This window comes from Niallia oryzisoli (assembly GCF_036670025.1).
GTDB lineage: Bacteria > Bacillota > Bacilli > Bacillales > Cytobacillaceae > Bacillus_BD > Bacillus_BD oryzisoli.
The window spans coordinates 244,662-267,074 of sequence record NZ_CP137640.1 but is presented as its reverse complement, the minus strand read 5'-3'; the positions used below and the strand labels follow the sequence as shown (position 1 = coordinate 267,074).

Annotated in this window: 17 protein-coding genes and 1 pseudogene; 2 read left to right on the top strand and 16 right to left on the bottom strand. The window is 37.9% G+C overall.

The window, feature by feature from the left end:
* Positions 1 to 39 precede the first annotated feature (39 nt).
* From R4Z09_RS01385 to R4Z09_RS01375, 3 genes are all read right to left on the bottom strand, one after another.
* Positions 40 to 813: an N-acyl homoserine lactonase family protein gene (locus tag R4Z09_RS01385; RefSeq protein ID WP_338450639.1), complete on the bottom strand. Its 774-nt coding sequence runs from the start codon at positions 811 to 813 to the stop codon at positions 40 to 42.
* Complete coding sequence (locus tag R4Z09_RS01380; RefSeq protein WP_338450638.1) at positions 810 to 1,709, bottom strand: NAD(P)-dependent oxidoreductase; 900 nt, start codon at positions 1,707 to 1,709, stop codon at positions 810 to 812. The genes R4Z09_RS01385 and R4Z09_RS01380 overlap by 4 nt, the downstream gene beginning before the upstream one ends.
* Positions 1,710 to 2,050: 341 nt before the next feature.
* Positions 2,051 to 3,400 (bottom strand): MFS transporter, encoded by a 1,350-nt coding sequence (locus R4Z09_RS01375; RefSeq protein WP_338450637.1) that lies wholly within the window; start codon positions 3,398 to 3,400, stop codon positions 2,051 to 2,053.
* Positions 3,401 to 4,259: 859 nt separating this feature from the next.
* On the opposite strand from R4Z09_RS01375, the gene R4Z09_RS01370 reads away from it, so the two are divergent.
* A complete protein-coding gene (locus tag R4Z09_RS01370; RefSeq protein ID WP_338450636.1) occupies positions 4,260 to 5,690 on the top strand; it encodes a PLP-dependent aminotransferase family protein in 1,431 nt (476 codons plus the stop codon).
* A gap of 65 nt (positions 5,691 to 5,755) precedes the next feature.
* Here the strand turns inward: R4Z09_RS01370 and R4Z09_RS01365 are convergent, their stop codons facing one another.
* From R4Z09_RS01365 to pdxS, 3 genes are all read right to left on the bottom strand, one after another.
* Complete coding sequence (locus tag R4Z09_RS01365; RefSeq protein ID WP_338450635.1) at positions 5,756 to 6,727, bottom strand: MBL fold metallo-hydrolase; 972 nt, start codon at positions 6,725 to 6,727, stop codon at positions 5,756 to 5,758.
* A gap of 167 nt (positions 6,728 to 6,894) precedes the next feature.
* Complete coding sequence (pdxT, locus tag R4Z09_RS01360; RefSeq protein ID WP_338450634.1) at positions 6,895 to 7,482, bottom strand: pyridoxal 5'-phosphate synthase glutaminase subunit PdxT; 588 nt, start codon at positions 7,480 to 7,482, stop codon at positions 6,895 to 6,897.
* Between the two features lie 13 nt (positions 7,483 to 7,495).
* Positions 7,496 to 8,377 carry a pyridoxal 5'-phosphate synthase lyase subunit PdxS gene (pdxS, locus tag R4Z09_RS01355; RefSeq protein WP_338450633.1) on the bottom strand — a complete coding sequence of 294 codons (882 nt, stop codon included), beginning with the start codon at positions 8,375 to 8,377 and terminating at the stop codon, positions 7,496 to 7,498.
* Positions 8,378 to 8,700: 323 nt separating this feature from the next.
* Between pdxS and R4Z09_RS01350 the strand changes: the two genes are divergently transcribed.
* Positions 8,701 to 9,465 (top strand): DeoR/GlpR family DNA-binding transcription regulator, encoded by a 765-nt coding sequence (locus tag R4Z09_RS01350; RefSeq protein ID WP_338450632.1) that lies wholly within the window; start codon positions 8,701 to 8,703, stop codon positions 9,463 to 9,465.
* 158 nt (positions 9,466 to 9,623) lie between these two features.
* On the opposite strand, the gene iolG (R4Z09_RS01345) is transcribed toward R4Z09_RS01350, so the two are convergent.
* The 10 genes and pseudogenes from iolG (R4Z09_RS01345) to R4Z09_RS01300 all read right to left on the bottom strand — a co-directional run bounded on the left by iolG (R4Z09_RS01345) (position 9,624) and on the right by R4Z09_RS01300 (position 22,121).
* Entirely contained in the window at positions 9,624 to 10,643 is a 1,020-nt protein-coding gene (gene iolG, locus R4Z09_RS01345; RefSeq protein ID WP_338450631.1) for an inositol 2-dehydrogenase, read from the bottom strand.
* Between the two features lie 121 nt (positions 10,644 to 10,764).
* A complete protein-coding gene (locus R4Z09_RS01340; protein ID WP_338450630.1) occupies positions 10,765 to 11,745 on the bottom strand; it encodes a sugar ABC transporter substrate-binding protein in 981 nt (326 codons plus the stop codon).
* Positions 11,746 to 11,881: 136 nt separating this feature from the next.
* On the bottom strand, positions 11,882 to 12,874 hold the full coding sequence (locus tag R4Z09_RS01335) for an ABC transporter permease (protein ID WP_338450629.1): 993 nt from the start codon (positions 12,872 to 12,874) through the stop codon (positions 11,882 to 11,884).
* Positions 12,875 to 12,878: 4 nt separating this feature from the next.
* Entirely contained in the window at positions 12,879 to 14,390 is a 1,512-nt protein-coding gene (locus R4Z09_RS01330) for a sugar ABC transporter ATP-binding protein (protein ID WP_338450628.1), read from the bottom strand.
* A gap of 97 nt (positions 14,391 to 14,487) precedes the next feature.
* On the bottom strand, positions 14,488 to 15,507 hold the full coding sequence (iolG, locus tag R4Z09_RS01325) for an inositol 2-dehydrogenase (protein ID WP_338450627.1): 1,020 nt from the start codon (positions 15,505 to 15,507) through the stop codon (positions 14,488 to 14,490).
* Positions 15,508 to 15,996: 489 nt separating this feature from the next.
* Positions 15,997 to 16,886, bottom strand: a pseudogene (locus R4Z09_RS01320) (AraC family transcriptional regulator).
* 425 nt (positions 16,887 to 17,311) lie between these two features.
* The gene (locus R4Z09_RS01315; RefSeq protein WP_338450626.1) at positions 17,312 to 18,175 is read right to left on the bottom strand and encodes a sugar phosphate isomerase/epimerase; all 864 of its coding nucleotides are present in this window, start codon (positions 18,173 to 18,175) and stop codon (positions 17,312 to 17,314) included.
* A 261-nt stretch (positions 18,176 to 18,436) separates the two neighbouring features.
* On the bottom strand, positions 18,437 to 19,603 hold the full coding sequence (locus R4Z09_RS01310) for a Gfo/Idh/MocA family oxidoreductase (protein WP_338450625.1): 1,167 nt from the start codon (positions 19,601 to 19,603) through the stop codon (positions 18,437 to 18,439).
* Positions 19,604 to 19,640: 37 nt separating this feature from the next.
* The gene (locus R4Z09_RS01305; protein WP_338450624.1) at positions 19,641 to 20,561 is read right to left on the bottom strand and encodes a sugar phosphate isomerase/epimerase family protein; all 921 of its coding nucleotides are present in this window, start codon (positions 20,559 to 20,561) and stop codon (positions 19,641 to 19,643) included.
* Between the two features lie 129 nt (positions 20,562 to 20,690).
* Positions 20,691 to 22,121, bottom strand: coding sequence for a sugar porter family MFS transporter (locus R4Z09_RS01300; RefSeq protein WP_338450623.1), 1,431 nt, complete (start codon positions 22,119 to 22,121; stop codon positions 20,691 to 20,693).
* Positions 22,122 to 22,413: the final 292 nt, after the last annotated feature.

Here is a 22,413-nt window from a genome sequence, read left to right as displayed (position 1 = left end):
TAACCTATCTGCTTACAAAAATGAGTCAATAAATCAACTTCATTCATCCAAGACTGGGTACTGCTTATGTTTAAGCGTTTCAAAATCATGAGATGCTAATACAACATTGGCAATCCTCTCAAGCTTTTCAAAAGAATATTGGAAGTCCTCTAGATTAATATGAATACCATTTGGAATATGCTTTTGTTTAGCATCCCCTAACCAGTTAACATTCAATGGGATACAATCACTAGCAATGACATGAACTCCCTTTTGAGTTTCTACAGCCACGCCCATTAATCCCGGAGTATGGCCAGGTAACTTAACCAGATGTACTCCTTTAACAACATCATCTACATCCCCATCTACAGTTTGAATCTGATCCAATACTTCCATCCAACTAGGTTGTACTCCCTCAAACCCTAGATCATATTGAGTTTGCTGCACTGGGTTTGGGGCGACTGCGTACTGAAGCTCATCCTTTTGGACTAAAAACGTTGCATTCTTAAACATCTTGCAATTGCCACAATGATCCCAATGTAAATGGCTTAAGATCACCAGATCCACTTCATCAGAGTCCACCCCAATACTTTTTAATGCCTGGACAGGTTCCATTTCTTGAGGACGTTTCAAAGGTACATGCAATTTTGTTGCTTTTTCTTCATCATACGGTCCAGTATCTACAACAATGGTATGAGTACCCGCTTTAATGACAAACATAATACAAGGAAAATCTTCTTTCTTGCCCTGATGTCGGCCATAAAGAAAACTGGATACTTCAAACTTTGGAAAAACTCCCACACATAGTGGAATAATTATAGGGAAGTCACTCATGTCAAACTCATTCCTTGTTTTTTAGCTAGTTTTTCCACCGTCTCAGTAACCGCCAACACATCGAGTTTTCCCAGACCATCCTTTTGAGCCTCTTCAAAATAGCTGAAAATATGTTTAGCCAATGGTGTTTCACGATTGAGCTGATTGGCCATGTCTAACACTAGTTTCAAATCCTTCGTTCCTAAGTCAATGGAGAAACCAGCCTCAAAATCTCTCTCGACCCAATTTGGGAAGCGTTTTACAAATTGGAAAGACCTTCCGGCACATTGTGACAAAACATCGTATAACCGTTTTGGTTCAATTCCAGATTGAACACCAATTAAATAGGCTTCGGCGCCAATCAGAACACTTCCCAAAGACATCAAATTATTAATCAGCTTAATTGCTTTTCCATCGCCTGGGAGACCTACATGGAAAATTTTGTCGCCTGCTAATGCTTCTAGGACTTCTCGATAGCGTTCAAGCACATTCTCCTCCGCTCCCACAAGCAATACAGCAGCACCAGCTCTTGCTTCTGGAATACCTGCGCTTACTGGAGCGTCAATGATATTAATGTTTCTTTCTTTTCCTTGTTCCGCAATTTTCTTCATGGTTTGAATATCAATGGTGCTCAGTTCAATAACACATTTACCTGGAGCTAATAGACTTAATAGGCCATCTTTACCAAAATAAACATTATCGACCACCTTGGGATTAGGAAGACTAGTTAGGACAACATCTGATTTTTGCGTAAGTTCGACAATCGATTGGGCACCAATTCCTCCCCGTTCTTCCAACGCATTCACTTTCTCCGTATCAATATCGTATAGATTAACTTTAAAACCACAATCTATTAAACGTCCTGCCAGTTCACCGCCAAGATTCCCCAAGCCTACAAAACCTAATTCATACGACATACTTTCAACCTCACTTTATCTTTTTTATTAATAGTAGAATGGTCAGTTTCCCTAATGAAAACGAATAAAATCTATTTGACCTTTAGAGAAGACTGCCATGCTACCTTTACTTTTCTTTATGCAATTTTCGTGCCAATCATAAAAAATTTATTAATAATAGTATTTTAGCAAAATTAAGTAAAATGTAAACTTTCAAACAATTAAAAGTTGTTCAGTAATAAAACATTTTCATTTGATCATGTTAAATAGTTAAACATTTGCTTTAGGATACTCCATTGATTTTTGATTCATTTTCCTTCTATATTAAATAAGTGGTTCAAAAAAAATAAATAGTTATTTAATTAATTACCTGCTGCTTCACTTGGATTTGTTTCTGTGCGGTCAACAGGAAGGATATCTTTGTCCTTTTTAATACTAATAGCAGAAATAAAACTAACAACTAGAAGGATAACGATAAAGAATAATCCACTTTTTGTAGTTTGAGTCGCATCGTTTATAAAACCAATAAAATATGGTCCAATAAATCCTCCTAAATTAGCGATAGAATTAATAAAAGCAATCCCTATTGCCGCAGTTTTAAGAGAAAGAAATTCAGTCGTTAGAGGCCAATATGGACCAAAAAAGCTATATAATCCTATCACTGCAATACAAATCATGACCATAGATAAAAGATAGTTAGATGTTAAAGCAGCTCCCAATAAACCGATGGCGGCAACTAATGGAGTAACCGCTGTATGGAATTTCCTTTCACCCGTACGATCAGATTTAAATGCCCATAAAACCATCGCAATACCGCCCAAAATATAAGGTATTAAAGTAATTAAACCAATTTGGTAGTTCGTTAAACTACTAGAAAAAGATTTAATAATAGTTGGTAGCCACGTAGCAACGCCATAATTTGCAACTGTGATTGGCAAGTAAATAGCAATTAAAATCCATATTTTGGAATCCTTAAGTATATTAACAAATACCTTTCGATGAGAACTAAACTCCTTCTGATCTTTTACTTCTACTCTTTCATTGTCTAATTCTGCCTTAAGCCAATCTTTCTCTTCTCTGCTAAGCCATTTAGCTTGTTCTGGGAGATCAGTTAATAAAAAGAGGTTTAATATTCCAAAAAGCACTGCAGGAAAGCCTTCCATTACAAAAACCCAACGCCATCCTGAAAGTTCGAACCAGCTTATGTTATCCATAATCCAAGTCGATAGCGGTGCTCCAATAATATTTGCCAAAGGCATACCAATCATAAAGAGGGCGACCGCACGAGCAAGTTCTTTTTTGGGTAACCACAGTGTAAAATATAAAATAACAGCTGGATAAAACCCAGCTTCAGCTACACCAAGTAAAAAGCGAAGAAAGTAAAGTTGGGTTACATCTTGTACAAAACCAGTAACAATACAAATGAATCCCCAGGTAATCAATATCCGTGAAATCCATTTCCTTGCCCCATAACGATTCATTAGTATATTACTAGGAACTTCAAAGAAAAAATAACCTATAAAGAAAATTCCTGCAATCAGACCTATGCTAGTACTCGTTAATGCTAATTCAGTATTCATATCCAATGCAACGTAGCCTATATTCATTCGATCTATAAATGCAATGACATATAAAATAAGAAAATATGGGACAATTCTTAAATAAATTTTTCGCGTTGTAAGTTCGCCTAATGTCTTTTTATTAGCTGTCATAGGTAGCCTCCATTCATTTTTTGGTAAGCGATAACAAAATTGTGGAACAATGGGAAACTTCATCAAGGAAGGAAAAGAAAATTTACCTCTACTGTGTTAAGCACCACATGTTTTTTCAAAATAATTTAGATAAAATTTAAAAATAAAGTATAGTCGTAATTCTATAATTATCAATAGTCAAAAAACTCAAAACACCGTTACCACACCCTCTCTTACCTTTATGATTATTTTCCCTATATCCACCATTTCTCTTACATAAAAGCAAAAGTCGTGCCAAAATAATATACAACTACTCAGAAACCCCATGAAATACAAAATAGCTAGGAAATTTAGCGTAAAAACGCGAAAATAAAGCAAAATTTTGCCCAATAACTCTTAAATCAAAGGTATAGCTGATAAGTTTCAATATTATATAGATAGAAATCACTCCTGTTAACACACATTCATAATCGTTCGAATATTAAACAACTTTTTATGAAACTGTTCAGAATTAAAACTGAGGTCCCATATTAATCATGTATAATACATATATTTTCCATATTTCTACAGAACCCAGATAAAACAGTTTAAAAATATTCACCCTTTGTTTATATCATGATTCTGAAAATTACTGTATGGGGTCGTGTAATTTGCGATAAGTCCAAGCTTCAAACAAGCCCTTGAGCCCCCGCGTATACTTAAAAGAATAATTGCCAGAACTCAAACTGGCTATTTCATTAGGCTTGTTTCACTATGCCATTTATCCAAAAAGTAAAAACAAAATTGTAATAATGATGCCTAATTATTATGGATTTGTCATTAAAACTATTTTATGATAATAATAACAATCCATATTCATAGGTTAGGAGTTTGGATATTTATGTATATTAAACTCGATAAAAAGGATAAAAGAACAATTTGGTTGCAGATTGTGGATCAGGTGATTGAATATATTACAAATGGACAGCTCGCACCAGGGGATCCGTTGGTTCCTACTCGTCAGCTGGCTCAGGAGCTTTCAATATCAAGGTCGAGTGTGCAGATTGCTTACGAGGAACTGCAATCTCGGGGATATGTCATAACCTCACGCAGAGGTGGGACACGGGTGTGTGAGATTATGCCTGATAACAATGGTGAAAAGGCTGAACATACTGTTCCTGTGATTCCGTCAAAACCTTTTCTTGAGGAGAAAACAGAGGGTGTTGATCACTGGCCTGAGGTAGATCATGAGGAAAAAGCAGAAATAGACTTTCGTCTCCATGTGCCGTATATTGATCCAACCTTTCAAAAGTTATGGCGGCGAGCTTCTAATACAGCAATGAGAGAGGAAAATGTCTTTGACTGGGGCTATAGCTCCCCTTACGGCTTATACTCTGTACGAGAACAGATCAGCCGCTACTTAGCGATTGAAAGAGGCATTCATGTTCAGCCCAATCAAATCCTTCTCACCTTAGGAGCAAGGCAGACGATGGATATTATTGCGCAGGCTCTCCTGCAGGAAGGCGATTTAGTTTCCGTTGAGGACCCGGGCTTTCCGGTTGCCTGGACATCGATGCGTTATCGCGATATGAGGATTGAGCCGATTCCCGTTGATGATCAAGGAATCTGTGTGGGACAGATTTCCCCACATACAAAAATGATTTTCACAACCCCTTCACATCAATTTCCAAGCGGTGTATTGATGACGGCGAATCGCAGACAAGAATTAATTCAGTTTGCCCAGCAAAATCAAACATGGATTATAGAAGATGATTATGACGGAGAATTCCGCTATCGCGGCGGCCCGATGCCAAGCTTATATTCACAATTACCAACAAACATTTTATATTTGTTAAGCTTCACAAAGCTGCTTGCTCCCGGCATTCGTCTTGCAGCCGTAATCGGTCCTGAGGAAGCAATCGCCAGGATGGCGAAAGTACAGGAGTTCGTCTGTCGCCACTTACCCGTTATGGAGCAGCTGGCACTTGGGCAATTTTTCGAAACAGGCGATCTATTGAAGCATGTCAGAAGAATGCGGTCCATCTATCATAAACGTCATCGTGATATTATTCAGACTTTAAACACATCAGGATTAGCAGACCACTTTCATATATCTGGCACTGAATCAGGCCTCCATGTTCTATTAGAAGGTAACAAACAATTTGATGAATACAAAGCTGTTAACGCTGCATTAAGAGCGGGCGTTGGTGTATTCCCACTCAGTCCTTATTGCTTAGAAAGCTCTCGTAAAGGACTGCTGCTCGGCTTTGCTCATCTTGAATCGCCTAAAATTATTGAAGGAGTTAAAAGATTAGCAGGTGTACTGATTTAAGCAGAAAACCCTCTATAAAAAGGAATTCATCACCTTATTTCAAAAAGGTGATGAATTCCTAAATTCTATTCAACTAGGCTATAAAATAATGCTCCATCTATTATTTGAGACTTTACTTTTCCAATTGACTCAAGATAAATAAAACGTGTAATAGTTGCCATTAAATGAGTCGAAGATTTAAGTGCCTTTCCCTTTCCATATATCTCCTCAGATACAGTTAATGAAGTCTTTGCCTCATCCTTTATGGCTGCTGTCATTTCCTCCAAGCGGTGACGGTGCCCTAACCGAATTTCTTCCATTCGCTTATATACATTTTCAATGACATTCCCATGGCCAGGAAGAGCAATCGAAACAGAATGCTTTGCAACTTTTTCAAATGATATGAAGTATTCCCTAAGCGGATTTACATCATGATGGGATTCAATTAATACAATTGGAGCTATTTTATCCAATACAAGATCACCAACGATCATGATCTGCTGCACAGGATGATAAAAACAAAAATGATCTGCAGAGTGACCGGGTGTCCAAAGAGCTTCATATATTTCATCGCCTAACCTAACACTCTGACCATCTTCAAATATTCCATCCGGTTCAAAGTCATAAATGTATGAATCATATTCTGTTACCAAGGGAGAAAAGTCCTTACAGCCATGCTGCTTAAACAAGCTAATCACATAATCTGCGTAACCCTTTTTTTGCCGTCTTTTAATTTCTCTGTTACCGACACTCGAAATAAAAACAGGCACCCCATGCTTTTCCTGAAACCATCTAGCAAGACCTAAATGGTCAATATGATAATGAGTTAAAACAACCTTCTCAATGGCGATACCCATTCCCATTATTCTGTTCCATATATCCATTCCTTCTTTTGAATACACGCCTGTATCAATTACAGTGATGCCGTTTGTTCCTCGCATTAAATAACAATTCGCCTGCACCATCCCAAACGGAACGGGTATAGATAATAAATAGATATCTTCCGTAATCTTTTTCACCATTGGCAGCTGATTTAAAAGTTCCAAACATTTATTCATTAGATATTGATTCCTTTTTCATAGACTTATGAATCTTCTGAATAAAATTTTAGCATATGCCGGGACTGGATTCCATAAACTTGCATGGAGCTAGATATTCAACCAGCCTGTTTAGCAATAAAAAAAAGGGCCTGCCATGATAGCAAGCTCTTTAATAAACCTAATTATCACTCATGAATGGCAACAGACTCTCTAACCATATGAATAAACAATTCCGTAAAACGGTGATCCTCTGTTAACTCTGGATGGAATGAACAGCCAAGAAACTGACCTTCACGGGCAGCAACAATCCTGCCGTCGTGCATCGCAAGAATCTCAACGTTTTTCCCTGCTTTCATAATATGTGGTGCACGGATGAATACGCCGGTAAATGGCTCGTCCAAACCCCGAATGTGCAACTCTGCTTCAAAGCTTTCCTTTTGGCGGCCAAAAGAATTTCGTTCAACTGTTACATCGAATAAACCAAGATGCGGCTCTGCATAACCAGCCAGCTCCTTAGCGAGCAGGATTAATCCGGCACACGTTCCAAACATCGGTTTTCCCTTAGCTGCAAATTCCTTCAATGGCTCCATAAACCCGTATTTATCTATTAGTTTACGCATTGTTGTACTTTCACCGCCGGGGAGAATCAATCCATCGATACCTTCTAAATCTTCTACTCTTTTAACGACGACTGCTTCCGCTCCACACGCTTCAACAGAGCGGACATGCTCACTAATGGCTCCCTGCAGTCCTAACACTCCAATTGTAATCATGTTAAAAAACTCCTTACCATCCGCGTTCCTGCATACGATTTTCCGGCGCAAGTGTAGAGATTTCAATTCCTTTCATTGCAGCACCAAGGCCTTTTGAAAGCTCAGCAATTAACTTATAGTCTTGATAATGAGTAGTAGCCTCTACAATCGCTCTGGCAAATTTAGCTGGGTTTTCAGATTTAAAAATACCCGAACCGACAAACACACCGTCTGCGCCTAATTGCATCATTAATGCAGCATCAGCTGGTGTTGCTACACCGCCGGCAGCAAAGTTAACAACCGGAAGTTTACCAAGTTCTTTAATTTGCAGCAAAATCTCATATGGTGCACCAAGAAGTTTTGCCTCTGTCATTAGCTCATCTTCATTCATGTGGACAACTTTACGAACTTGGGCATTTACTTTACGCATATGGCGGACAGCTTCAACGATATTCCCTGTTCCAGGCTCACCCTTTGTACGAAGCATAGAAGCACCTTCCCCAATACGACGTGCAGCTTCACCTAAATCACGGCATCCACATACAAATGGAACGGTAAAGTCTTTTTTATTTAAATGGTATTCTTCATCTGCCGGTGTTAACACTTCACTTTCATCTATGTAATCAACACCAAGGGACTCTAGTACTCTAGCTTCTACAATATGGCCGATTCTCGCTTTTGCCATTACAGGAATACTAACGGCATTCATTACCTCTTCAACGATAGAAATGTCAGCCATTCTTGCTACGCCTCCGGCAGCACGAATGTCAGAAGGAACACGCTCTAACGCCATAACGGCAACCGCACCGGCTTCCTCCGCAATTTTTGCCTGCTCTGCATTCACAACATCCATAATGACGCCGCCTTTTTGCATTTCTGCCATACCTCTTTTTACACGATCTGTACCTGTAATCATTGATATTCCTCCTAAACCCAATTTCCCGCTTCAACGCGATAAACAGACTATAACAAGATTATGGATTTTTCACCACATCCATATTTCTCAGATAAATCAGTCCATAACTCTAAGCAATAAAAATGATGGTGCCTTACTTTTAAAATGTAAGTGCATACAATATAATAATAGTGTTAATAGAAATTATTTCTTTCATATATATTTACATGATTTTCTTTTAAAATTTTGGTTAAGTTTTGGTGATTTTTTTGGTAATATAGAAGTATAAATATATGTAAACGATAACAATAATTTAACGTAATAGTCCGAGGGAGAAATTAACCATGATTAAAGATAAACGTATTAATAAAATTCATGAATACGTTCTTGAACACAAATCAGTATCTTTAGATGAACTGGTGAAAGTATTTAATGTATCTAAAAATACGATTAGAAGAGATATCCAGGAATTAGTTGAACAAGGAGACATTAAAAAGGTCTACGGCGGTGTTGCTGTAAATGATGACAATCGTGCCAAACTTGAATCATTCACTGATCGACAAGTCAGAAATCAAGCTGAAAAGGTGATGATTGCAAAAGCAGCCGCACAATATGTAGAGGACGGAGATATCATTTTTATTGATTCCGGTACAACTACGATTGAAATGTTTGAATTTATAAAGACAAAACATCTGAGCATTATTACAAATAGTCTAGACTTTGTCGTTCGCTCACTCCTATTTGAAAACTTAAATATCATTTCATTTGGCGGCATTCTTGAACGGAAAACAAATTCATTCGGCAGCCTGCAAAATAGGGAGTTATTACAAACCTATAATATCAACAAAGCATTTATGGCCTCTACAGGTATCTCTCTGACAAATGGTGTAACGAATGCTTCGCCACTTGAAAGTGAATTAAAACAAACGATTGTTGAAAGAAGTGCAGAGGTCTTTTTATTGGTAGACCATGATAAATTTGATAAGTACGGCTTAAAAACATACTGCGGTTTAGATGAAATTGATTATATAGTTACTGACAGGATGCCAAATGAAACTTATCAAGAATATACTAGAAACAACAATATACAACTTGTTGTTCCAGAATAGTAAGCTGCTCTCTTATTTATCCTAAAATGAAAAGCCCATTAGTGTTATAAGTAGAATTTACGTCACTTAAACCTAATGAGCTTTTTTCATTTCTAAAAAAATAGATTGAGCGGAAGCCCAATCTATTTTTTCGATTTATACATGATTGCAAATTTTTATTAAGCTTTTACCTCTTGTTTCAGCTGTACAGGTACACCTGTTTCAAAGGACTGCTTTGCAGCTTTCGCAATCCGCTCAGCTTGCAATCCATCAAAACCATTGCAGCTTACTGCTTCATCCTTTAAGCAAACAGAAATAAATTCATTTACTTCATTAACATATGCTTGTGTATAACGTTCAAGGAAGAAGTATAATGGCTTTTCTTTTTCCACACGGTCAACCGTTGATAATTCAACCGTCGTTTCACGGACATTATCAGCCTGTGCTACACCTTTATCTCCGAATACCTCAAGACGCTGGTCATAACCATATACAGCTTGTCTGCTGTTATCGATCACGCCTAGAGCACCGTTTTCAAACTTTAATGTAATAATCGCTGTATCGATATCGCCTGCTTCACCAATTGCCGGATCAACAAGCACTGCACCATGCGCAGATACCTCAACAACTTCACTGCCCATAATATAACGTGCCATGTCAAAGTCATGGATCGTCATATCCATGAATAATCCGCCTGATGATTTAATATAATCAACACCTGGTGGCTGAGGGTCACGAGATGTAATTTTCAAAACATGCGGGGTACCAATTGCTCCCTCTTGAACAAGGTTGCGCACTTTACGGAAATTAGCATCAAAGCGGCGGTTAAAGCCTACTTGAAGCTTCACACCTGCTTTTTCAACGACAGCAAGCGCTGCTTCTGTTTCCTCTACTGAGAAACTAACTGGCTTTTCGCAGAAAATATGCTTACCCGCTTCTGCTGCTTCTTTAATAATCGTTGCATGTGTAGTTGTTGGCGAGCAAATAAATACTGCTTGGATTTCTGAATCATTAAGAAGATCATGATAATCTGTTGTTACGACTTCGATTTGTCTTTCTTCTGCCCATGCTTTTAGCTGATCATTTACAAATACATCCGAAATACTCTTAATACGAATTTGAGAGATTAATCTTAAATTATCTACATGTAATCTCCCAATTCTACCTGCTCCAATAATACCGATAGTCAACGTTGTCATCGACCATTACCTCCTATTCATTACGGCTAAAACTTGCATAAGCAAAATTTTTTTGCCCTTTTCCATTATGTAGCTTGTAGTAGATCGATTCGATCTACTACAAGTTTTTTGATTTGCTTAATTACTTGGAAATACTCTTTAAGAACTCTAACTGTTTTTCAGCGTTGTCTTTTGTAATTAAATCAATTCCACTGTCAATACGTTCTTCAATTTTTTCACCTTTCATGGCTTTGACTGCATTTTCAACGCCGGCATATCCCATGTTATATGGACTTTGGGCAACAGATGCAGCAAGTTTTCCAGCCTGAATAGACTCAACAGCTTCCTTCGTTCCATCAACACCCATTACTTTAACATCCTTTAAGCCCTTTGCTTCGATCGCACGTAATGCACCGATGGCCATATCATCATTGGCTGCAAATACACCTTTTACGTCTTTGTTATTCTGTAGGATATTTTCCATAACAGACATCGCTTTTGCTTTATCACTATCTGCAGGCTGCTCTGCTACAACTTCCATGCCTGCTGCTTCAAGTGCTTCTTTAGCACCCTTGATACGTGTATCTGTCGCAGGGTTTCCAAGCGCACCTGCAATTAATACGACTTTATCTCCCTTTTTAAGCATGGAAGCAAGTAACTTTCCACCTTCCTGTCCAGCTGAATAGTTTTCTGTTCCAATAAAGGTTGTTTTTCCTTCGAAATCTGCATCACTATCAATAAGAAGAACTGGTATATCCTTTGCTGCCTTTTCTAATACTGGTACAACTGTTTCAGGCTGCGTAGGAGATACTACAACCGCACCAGGACCTTGGCTGACTTGGTCTTCCAGCATGTTAACCTGTTGAATAACTTCTGCTTCTGAAGATGGTCCAACAACTGTTACATCGACTCCAAGCTCTTCACCCGCAGCTTTGGCCCCTGCTTCAACATACTTCCAATATGGACTTGATAATGTTTTTAAAACAACGGCAACACTCTCGCCGCCTTTTCCACCGCTAGATTCAGTACTGGACGCCTCTTTGCTGCTGTTACCGCAGCCAGCTGCAAATACCATACTTGAAAGTGCTACTGCCATACCGAATAATTTAACCTTCTTATTCATACTAATGCCCCCAGTAATCATAGTTTGTATAATAATTTTTTATGAAACCCTAATGTGATACTGCCTGCTATTTCCCCAGTTTTTGTACTGCTATCCTACCGCCAAGTTTTTCTTTTTCTAGTAAACTAATAATCAATTATTTTTTCTTTTTACGGTTACGAAGTACATCTACAAACACAGCCCCAATGATAACCATACCGATGATCGCTAACTGAGAGTCAGCAGATACGTTCAATAGATTCAATCCATTACGTAGAACGGCGATTGTCATTGCCCCAATTAATGTACCTGATACTGTACCAACACCACCCATGAAGCTGGCACCGCCGATGATAACAGCTGCGATTGCATCTGACTCATATTGTAATCCGGCAAGCGGGAATGCAGAGTTAACACGTCCAACCATAACTAAACCGGCAAGTCCTGCCATTAATCCACTGATTGTGTATACGATAATTAAGATGCGGTCAACGTTGATACCAGAAAGACGAGCTGCTTCCGGATTACCGCCGATTGCATAAATATAGCGTCCTGTCTGCGTTCTTGTTAAGAAAATATGCATGAATACATAAACAACGATAACAAGAAGGAAGCTGACAGGCATTGGTCCGATAAACTCACTGCCTAAAAACTGAATCATGAATGGGAATCCAGCGATTGGTGCCGCTGCTGTTACAATTAACGCTAAGCCGCGTGCGATGAACTGTGTACCCATCGTAGAAATGAATGGATGTGGTAAGCGTAATTTTGTTAACAGAATTCCGTTTAGATATCCAAAACCTGCTCCGACAACAAGCACGGAAAGCACTCCTAGGATTGGGTGCATATTCCATGTCACTGACACAAGACCCATAACCATAATAGACAGAGCAAGAATGGAACCAACCGATAAGTCAATCCCTGCTGTTAAGATCGCTAATAGCATACCAACAGATAACAATGCATTAATAGATGATTGACGGAAAATATTCGTGATATTATCTACTGTTAAGAATTTGTCTGACAGTACTGCGAAACCTATACACAAAATAACAAGAGCCAAAAGTGGTGCGAACTTACCAAGATAGCTCTTTAATGTTTTCTTTTCCTTGACTGTTTCATTTACTGGATTTACTGCTACTTGACTCATTTTCTCAACCCCCTGTAGCCGCTTTCATAATTCTTTCCTGCGTAGCCTCTTCAATTGGTATATTTGCAGTGATTTTTCCTTCATGCATTACATATACCCTGTCACACATACCGAGAATTTCCGGAAGGTCTGAAGAGATCATAAAAACAATAGCACCATTTTCAACAAGCTGATTCATTAAACGATAAACCTCTACTTTGGCCCCAACGTCGATACCTCTTGTCGGCTCATCAAATATGAAAACCTTTGCCTTTGTACAAAGCCATTTGGCTATTACTACCTTTTGCTGATTTCCACCGCTGAAGTTCCGTGCATGAAGATCAATACTGCTAGGACGGACCTTTAATTCTTTAATGTAATTTTCTGCTTCCACACGCATCGCTTTTAAATCAAGCAGTTTGGATTTTCCCCTAAATCCCTTCATGTTAGCAAGTGCTATATTCATATCAACAGGCTGGTCAAGCAGAAGCCCTTCACTTTTCCTGTCCTCTGTAATAAAAGCAATCCCAGCATCAATGGCATCACGAGGAGAATTTATGTTAACTTGTTTACCATCAATAAATATCCTTGCATCCTTATTTTTACTGTCAGCGCCAAAGATTGCCCTTGCCAGTTCTGTTCTTCCCGCTCCAACAAGTCCTGAAAACCCGACAATTTCACCGTAGTTGATTGAAAAACTAACTGGTTCTTTTGTTCCTTCAACAAGAAGGTTTTCTACTTTAAAGCCCTCTTTTCCAAGTGTAAAAGATTGTTTAGGAAACTTTTCATCCAACGAGCGGCCTACCATTAGCTCAATCCAGTAATCTGGATCTGTTGTTGCAACCGGAATGGTCTCAATTTTGTAGCCATCACGGAGGATCGTTAATCGATCGCCCATTCGCTTGATTTCTTCAAGACGGTGGGAAATGAACACAATCGCAATTCCTTTTGCTGTTAAACCTTCAACAACCTCATATAGCTGTTCTACTTCTTGTGCACTCAAGCTGGATGTTGGTTCATCCAATATGATTAGCTTCGCATCCAATGCAATGGCTTTCGCTACCTCAACAAGCTGCTGCTGCCCGATACCGAGCTCTCCTACCGGTTTGTCGGCAAGATCCGGACTTTGGCCAAGCACTCCTAAGCAGCGTTCTGCTTCTTTGCGCATCGCATCAATGTCAAGCATGGAAAATTTTCCGCCCTTTTTGAGCTCTCTTCCAAGAAAGATATTTTCATAGACTTTTAATTCTGGTATGACGTTTAACTCTTGATAAATGGTGGCAATTCCTAACGCAATTGAATCAGATGGTTTTTGAATATCAACCTTTTGACCATTCCAATATACTTCACCAGCATCCTTTTGATAGGCACCCGTGATAATTTTAATAAAGGTAGACTTTCCTGCACCATTTTCCCCTAATAGTACATGTACTTCCCCAGCTCTAACTTCAAGATCAATCCCTTTTAACACGTGGTTTTGACCGAAGCTTTTCACAATACCTTTTAATTCGAGGAGACTCCCTGAAGATGAGACCATGAACAGACTCCTTTCTACTACTTCCTTTAATAGCGGGAAGCTTTTTTATTATTTTTATAAAATCAATTAGCTAGATTTAATCCTACTAATTAAATATTTATACTAGGCTTTGTAAAACATCTAATTTTACCTTTTGTCCCCTTTGGTAGGATTTCCTAGCTGCGTACGAAATTTCGAGTGCCTTTACCCCATCATCCACTGTAATTTGCGGTGTTCCTTTTTCAAGTACCACTTTGTAAAAGTCTTCAAGTTCGATATTGTAAGCATCTTTGAATCGAACAGGGAAGTCAGGTAAAATATCGTGGGTATTTCCTGCCTTTGTTAGAATTTGAATATCATGCTCTCTTAAATTACCTATGAAAATTGACCCTTCGGTGCCAATTACTTCTGCGCGGATATCATAGCCATAATAGGCATTACGGCTAGCTTCTATATCACCGGCAGCACCTGAAGCAAATTCAATATAGGTCAGGGCTTGATCAACATCATCATATTTCTTAACAAAAGGATATTTTAAAACACTGCCATGACTACTTACAGATGTTACTTCTGAATTCATTAGATAGCGCGCAATATCAAAATCATGTATAGAGACATCGACAAATATTCCGCCGCTGTGCTCAACAAACGATTCATGCGGTGCTTGAGGGTCACGTGAAATCCCCCGGAAATAGATTGGATTACCAATATCACCAGCTGCAATTCGTCTTTTTGCCTCTGCATATGCAGGATCAAAGCGACGCATAAAACCAACCTGACAGATTGTATGATTGGTATGTATGATTTCTTGAATTTTTCTTGCATCGTTTAGATCAGTTGTCAGCGGTTTTTCAACGAATATGGCTTTTCCTGATTCAGATGCTCTTTTTAATAAGTCAAAATGGGTACTCGTTGGAGTTGCAATAATGACAGCTTCAATTGTTTCATCTTGAAATACATCTTCTGGATTATTCGTATAGCATGGAACCTCAAGTTCCTTTGCAATTCGCTCTGCTGTCTCTAAACTCACATCACATATAGTCACAAGTTCTGCATTACGATTCTTTGTCACATTTACAGCGTGCCAGTAACCCAATCTTCCTAGTCCAAATACAGCTGTACGGACTTTTCTCGCCATATTTATCCACCTCTCCGGTATATTATTTTTATTAAGGAATAGCCATTTTTAATATCTGAAAATTCGTAGAAGTAAACGTTTTCATTTGTTGCTGTTATGAAAGCCCAACTAGCGCTAAAAATTAAATTTTTATTTGGACAACAAATTAAGTAAAAATTTATTAGACGAGGTTGGGCTACTTTTGATTAACTAGTTAACTGTTAATTCTGATTTATACAGAAACTATATCATATTAACCATACCTTGATGATGTTGTCAATAAATATCACGAACTTTATGTTACATTTTGGTTAACTTTTGATAACCTCTATGAATTGATAATAATGGTAAAAGCGTTTTCAGTCAATATATTTTTAGTAAAATAGAAAATTTCTATATATAAACTATTAAAACAATAAATATATTACATTATATATTTGTCTTTTAAGGACATTTATTTAATACAGGCAAGCCAAATTAACTACAAAAAAAATCCATTTAGTGTAAGTACTAAATGGAGGAGGTAACACCATTATTAAAACTTTTCGTTTTTTTGTTGGAATATAAAGAGCGAAATTTTCCTGGTGAACTCCTAAACTTTGAAGTAAACACGCGGGTAAAATAGTAAACAGATGTAAAGCCGGTTTCTTCAGCAATATCTTTGATAGACATGTCAGTTGTTTTAAGTAATTTAGCAGCCTACTGCAGCCTTTCATCTTGAACATTCTCTGAATAACTGATACCTAACTCTGATACAAACATTCGGGACAAATGTCTGCCGGATATGTGCAGATGCTTCGCTACATCAGGTAGCTTCAAAGGGTTAGATATATTATCTTTTATGTATAGTGTCGCTGTGTTAACGAGTAAAGAAGTTGTTGCAGGATGTATCTATCATCATTATTATTTGAATATGGAACAAATGTCTGTAGCAGCAAAAGAATCAAGGAAGAAGCTAAATTTGTTAGTATCTCATTGAAAAAAGCATGTTCACGTTTTTGAATCAACAAAGATTGCCATAACAACAAAGTTTCATTATCATCCTTTTCATTGATAACTACTTTAGAGCAGCGTTTAGCCTCCTCCATTCTCCTTATCAACTCTCCACTTGATTCAGATTCGATTAATTCAAACCCAACATACAGCAGAAATAAACCATCATCACTTTTTATTTGGTGCATAACTTCTGGTCTTGAAAAAAATATGGTGTTCTTTTGGAGTGGATAAGTGTGATCATCGTCTATATACATTCCTGTTCCGTCAACAACGTAACAAATCTCAAAAAAGGAATGTTTATGTAGTAGATTATCATAATGGGTCGGCATCACCCCCCAATAATGAACTTGAAATGACGCTCCATTTTGCGCTATTCGATGAGCATACTTTTCCCCATTTAACATTTCAGAATCCTCCCTTTTAAATGACTAATTAATTAATAGATTTACTGGTCTAAAACAACAAACTCCGATTTTTCTGCTGTCTGTTCATTAAAATATACTTATCAATAATTTTAAAATAATTCATAATATTCAGTAAATTATACTCCTACAAATGTAACTTTGGGAACTATTACAAAATATATTTTTTAGTATATTGATATAATACCCTCATTATATAGGAGCTTAAAAATCTTTATTGATTGTAAGCGTTGACAGTAGATTTTATGGTTAATCGGTTATTGTTTACATTTATGATTATAGGACATTTTATAAATAAAGTATTTATAAAATGAAGACTTGTTTTTGTATTTTAAAGACATCTTTCCTATCATATTTAAAAGGGAGTAGCTCATAATGAGCTACTCCCTTTTTTAAACCGCTATTTCCTAAATATATAATCCTTCTTTAATAGATTTTAATGTAACATCATTAGACCATTCAGGTCGATCAGGGTAAGCAAAAACTGCATTTGTCACGATTCCATCAAACTCAATTTCTCTTAGTTTCCGATATAAAGTATCGAAATCTACTTCCCCTTCACCTGGGTTTAAATGCTGGTGAATAGTAACCTTCGCATCAGGAGGATTAATAATATAGCGTAATCCAAATGCCGCCTTATGATTAAAAGTATCTGCGATTAGAACATGTGCAAGTAAATCTCCTGCTTCATCGATGTGTTTTGCAACATCACCAATACCGTTATCATAGTAAAACGCATGCGGAACAGAATAAACTAATTTAATCCAGTTCTTATCTAGCGCATGGATCATTCGAACCGCCTCAATGTTTAACTCAATAAAATCATTAGGATGTGATTGTAAATTAAGTTTAATGCCTTCCTCTTCAAAAATTGGCATTAGCTCTTCCATTGATTTAACGAAAGCAGCTTCACTTTCAACCGGACGGCTTATGTCACCGCTGAACTCACTGTTCATCAAGTCAACGCCTAATTCAGAGGTAATCTCGATGCAGCGTTTCCAATTTCTCACCGCTGCTTGACGTTCTTCCTCTTTTGGTGATGACCATTGCTGCACGGGAAGAACAGAAGAAATTTTAACGCCCGCATCACGGCAATATCTTTTTAAATCTTTGATTAGCTGCTTATCTACCTTTGGATATTCATAAAACCAAATAAAATCCTTCCTCGGGGATAACTCTACCCATTCATAGCCTAATCTGGCAACTGTGTCGATTGTATCTTTTAAATTCGTATTGTCACGATAATGAGACGGATCGTATGCTAAACGCAATATCATTTTCCCCTTTCATAGTTAAAGGTTTACTAATATAAGTAGTTTTTAAGTTATTCGGCAGACCATTTTACTGTAACCATTACCAAACCAATTTATGTTTATGATTATAGGACATATCACTGATAAAGTATTTATACTCTGAAGACTTGTTTTTGTATTTTAAAGACAAGTGCTCTATTTCCTGGGCTCCCTATTTTAATAAAGAAAAGAGGTCTACAGGATATTCGACAGACCTCCATTCTTAACTAGAAAACTACTTTATTTATAATCTACCCAAACGGCACCATTATCAGCAGAACGTACGCAGTTTTCTACCCAGCGAACTCCCTCAACCCCTGCATGAATATCTGGGTACCACATATTTTCCAAAGTTTCCCCACGGTCCGCAGCATCCATAGCAAGAGCAAAACGAGTATATAGGTTTGACCATGCTTCAAATAGACCTTCCGCATGACCTGCACCAATACGATCGTTTACTAATGCTTCAGGATAGTTATAGTCCATTCCACGATCTAAAATTTGAGCTGGCTTCCCTTGAACCTCATAGCGTAACTGATTAGGACGTTCATCATCCCACTCAATACTTGCTTTTGAACCAACTACACGAATCGAATGGCCATGCATGGCTCCGGCATTGACACAGGAAGACCAAACATATCCAATTGCACCGTTATCATATTCCATAATAGTAAAAGCATTATCTTCTAATGGAGCTCGGCTTTTAACAAAGCTTTGACGTGAACACATTAATCGATTAATTCTAAAGTTTGGAAGCATTACCTCTGATAAGAACAATGGATGCGTACCGACATCACCCAATACATAGCTAGGTCCTGCCACTTTAGGATCCACGCGCCATTTTGTACTTGCACTTTTTTCTTCGACCGCTTCAGAGTGGAAACCGTGTGCAAATTGCATTTTTACAATACGAATTTCCCCTAAGTCTCCATTAGCAATCATCTGACGTGCCTGTTCAATCATCTGGTGTCCTGCATAACCATAAGTAACACCAACAACACGGTTTTTCTCTTTTGCTAAAGCTTCTAACTCCTCTGCTTCTTCAGTCGTAAAGCATAATGGCTTTTCACATACTACATGCAAGCTAGCATTTAAAGCAGCCTTTGTAATTTCAAAATGAGTACCATTTGGTGTGGCAATCGAAACTGCTTGGATACTGTCTTCACGTTCCGCCTCTTCAGCAAACATGGTTTTGTAATCAGGATAGCAGCGTTCTGAATCAACATGTAGATTAACTCCAAAGTCTTTCCCGCGTACTGGATCAATATCAAAAGCCCCTGCTACTAATTGAAAATTATTATCACGTAATGCAGCTGAACGGTGGATATAACCGATTTGGCCTCCTCTGCCGCCGCCTACCATCGCCCAACGAATTGGTTTTTCAATATTTCTTTCTCCAAAAATCATCTGTCATTACCTCTTTTCTCATGAGTAAATGTCCGATTTAATAACCGACACTCTTTAAATAATCCACGCTTTGCTTCACATCACGTAAGCTAGTATCGGAATTTCTTGGGTCGCGTTCTTGTTCGATTGTGATATAGCCGTGATAATTGATTTCCTGCAATAATTTATGAATCGAATCATAGTCAATAACACCTTTTCCAATTGGACACATAACACCTTTTCCACATGCATCAAAGAAACGGATACGCTCATTCATTACTTCATCATAGACTTTAAGATTTATATCTTTAAAATGAATATAATCTAATCGATCTGCACATTTTCTAAGACACTCAACTGGATCCATCTTTGCATAATATAGATGCCCAGTATCAAGGCAAAGTCCTGCCGTTTCGTATGGAATATCTTCTAAAAGTTTATTAATTTCATCCTCATATTCGATGTACCCACCTGCATGCGGATGAATGACAGCACGTACCCCGTAGCTTTTCGCACGCTCAGAGATTAACCGAACATGTTCCATCATTTGCTTCCAATCTTTATCAGATAGCCTTACTGCTTTATCTGGATGACCTGCATAATAATCACGTTCATCATGTCCCCAATCCATAACAGTTAAATAAGGAGTTGGAAATTTTTGACCTTCTTCCTGCGGTGCAGGCGGAAGTTTTGTAATTAACGAACATATATCATCTACTTGATGTAGTAAATTTTCTAAATTAGATTCTGATAATAAATCATCAAAAATCGTTCCAGCTATAATTGTCAAATCGTTCTTAACAAGTTCTGCATGTACTCGTTCTATATCCATCGGGATATAGCCATATGGCCCTAATTCAATTCCTTTATAACCAGCTTGTGATGCTTCACTCAACACTCTTTCCCAAGGTGGAAGGTATGGATTTTTTGGATCATCTACACCCCAGCAACAAGGTGCTCCTGAAATTTTAATTGTCATCTAAAACATCTCCAGATCTATTAACTTAATCATTAGCCGTTTTTTCTAGTGAATAAAAATTCATATCGGAGACAAGCCTCTTCTTTATCTAGAGACTTGTCTCTACTTCAAAACACTTGCTTCACTCAATTATTGAACCTTATCTATTAATGTAACTTTACTGCTCTTGTCATACTTTAAACGGAATTCTTCTTCAAGTTCTTCAAGTGTTTTACCATTTGTTTCAGGCATACACTTGTAGACGAAGATGATTCCCATGATTCCTAGAGCTACGAATACGAAGAAGGTTGCAGATAAACCAATTGTTCCAAGCAATACCGGGAATGAGAAACCGATAATAGCGTTTACAATCCATAAGAAGAATACACTAATACCGGAACCAAGCCCTCTTAACCGCTGCGGGAAAATCTCAGCAATCACTAACCAAGTTACAGGACCGATACATCCTTGCATGAAGATCAGGAACAAACCCATTAACGAGAGAACAACATATGGAAGTGCTGCCGTTCCTTCAAGGACATTTGAAAAGATTGCAATCAATAGCAGCGCACTTGAAGTTCCTGATAATCCAGCAATTAACATAGGGCGGCGGTTTATTTTTCCGATCAACCAAATTCCAAAACATACCGAAAGAACCGAAATTAATCCATTCGAAATATTGGCAATTAAAGCAGCTTGTGTACCAAAACCAGATTCCTGAAGAATTTGAGTACCGTAATACATGATTGAGTTAACTCCTGTAATTTGGTTGACCATTGCAACCCCAATACCAATTAATAAAATACGTCTTAACCAAGGTGCTTTAAAGTCTTTAATTGATGCCTTTTTAAATTCTTCATCTTTTTTCACTGCTTCTTCAATTTCTTTATACTCATCTAGTGCACGATTTTCATCACGGATTTGTTTCAAAACTTTTAATGCTTCTTCTTTTCTTCCTTTTGAAGCCAACCAACGTGGGCTTTCCGGGACAATTAACATACCAATAAATAGCATAACCGCTGGTATCGCACATAGGATAAGCATGTAACGCCATACATGACCAATATCACCCAATGTCACACCAAGAACTGCGTTAAACACATAAGCCAATAATTGTCCGCCTGTAATCATAATCTCATTCTGGGTTACCATCCGGCCACGCTTCTCCGCGGGTGCCATTTCTGCTAAGAAGGCCGGTACCATGGATGATGCTCCACCAACTGCCAAACCTAATAAGAATCGGAATACAACCATAACCGGTACGTTTGGTGCAAAGGCTGTTCCAAGTGTTGCAAGGAAAAATAACAAAGCAAGATTTAGAATCATTTTTCGGCGGCCAAAGCGGTCTGCTAGTCTTCCTCCATAGAACGCACCGACTGCTGCCCCAAACAACAATGAGCTTGTAACAAACCCTTCCGTCACTGGCGTTAGATTAAGTTGATCAGGTCTTGACATAAATGGAAGTGCCCCATTAATTACACCCGTGTCATACCCAAATAGAAGTCCCCCGAATGTTGCTGAAATCATAATAACTTGCAAATAACTTTTATGGTCTCTTTTCTTTACGGCTTGACTACTCATACTCGTCCCCCCCTAAGGGATTTTTTATTTAGTAAATGCCTAACCACCAATTATTAAACCCCTCGTCACCTCCTATGATTTCTAGCTATAATTCAAAAAATATAGTTTCGATGATCGACTAGTAACTCATGTATGTAGTCTTTAGAATAATAATTTCCCAACAGAAAAAACAGTTAAATTAATACGCGAAAGTATACTTCTCCGTATTACATAAAAGAGATATACACGATACTGCTGGGATCTGAATTAACAAAATATATTCCGATAATTCCAACTTGTTAGCGCATTCAAT

Bases quoted from the DNA above. Each gene is read 5' to 3' on its own strand.
- R4Z09_RS01385 (WP_338450639.1), bottom strand. From the start codon at position 813: ATGAGTGACTTCCCTATAATTATTCCACTATGTGTGGGAGTTTTTCCA.
- R4Z09_RS01380 (WP_338450638.1), bottom strand. From the start codon at position 1,709: ATGTCGTATGAATTAGGTTTTGTAGGCTTGGGGAATCTTGGCGGTGAA.
- R4Z09_RS01375 (WP_338450637.1), bottom strand. From the start codon at position 3,400: ATGACAGCTAATAAAAAGACATTAGGCGAACTTACAACGCGAAAAATT.
- R4Z09_RS01370 (WP_338450636.1), top strand. From the start codon at position 4,260: ATGTATATTAAACTCGATAAAAAGGATAAAAGAACAATTTGGTTGCAG.
- R4Z09_RS01365 (WP_338450635.1), bottom strand. From the start codon at position 6,727: ATGAATAAATGTTTGGAACTTTTAAATCAGCTGCCAATGGTGAAAAAG.
- pdxT (WP_338450634.1), bottom strand. From the start codon at position 7,482: ATGATTACAATTGGAGTGTTAGGACTGCAGGGAGCCATTAGTGAGCAT.
- pdxS (WP_338450633.1), bottom strand. From the start codon at position 8,377: ATGATTACAGGTACAGATCGTGTAAAAAGAGGTATGGCAGAAATGCAA.
- R4Z09_RS01350 (WP_338450632.1), top strand. From the start codon at position 8,701: ATGATTAAAGATAAACGTATTAATAAAATTCATGAATACGTTCTTGAA.
- iolG (WP_338450631.1), bottom strand. From the start codon at position 10,643: ATGACAACGTTGACTATCGGTATTATTGGAGCAGGTAGAATTGGGAGA.
- R4Z09_RS01340 (WP_338450630.1), bottom strand. From the start codon at position 11,745: ATGAATAAGAAGGTTAAATTATTCGGTATGGCAGTAGCACTTTCAAGT.
- R4Z09_RS01335 (WP_338450629.1), bottom strand. From the start codon at position 12,874: ATGAGTCAAGTAGCAGTAAATCCAGTAAATGAAACAGTCAAGGAAAAG.
- R4Z09_RS01330 (WP_338450628.1), bottom strand. From the start codon at position 14,390: ATGGTCTCATCTTCAGGGAGTCTCCTCGAATTAAAAGGTATTGTGAAA.
- iolG (WP_338450627.1), bottom strand. From the start codon at position 15,507: ATGGCGAGAAAAGTCCGTACAGCTGTATTTGGACTAGGAAGATTGGGT.
- R4Z09_RS01310 (WP_338450625.1), bottom strand. From the start codon at position 19,603: ATGATTTTTGGAGAAAGAAATATTGAAAAACCAATTCGTTGGGCGATG.
- R4Z09_RS01305 (WP_338450624.1), bottom strand. From the start codon at position 20,561: ATGACAATTAAAATTTCAGGAGCACCTTGTTGCTGGGGTGTAGATGAT.
- R4Z09_RS01300 (WP_338450623.1), bottom strand. From the start codon at position 22,121: ATGAGTAGTCAAGCCGTAAAGAAAAGAGACCATAAAAGTTATTTGCAA.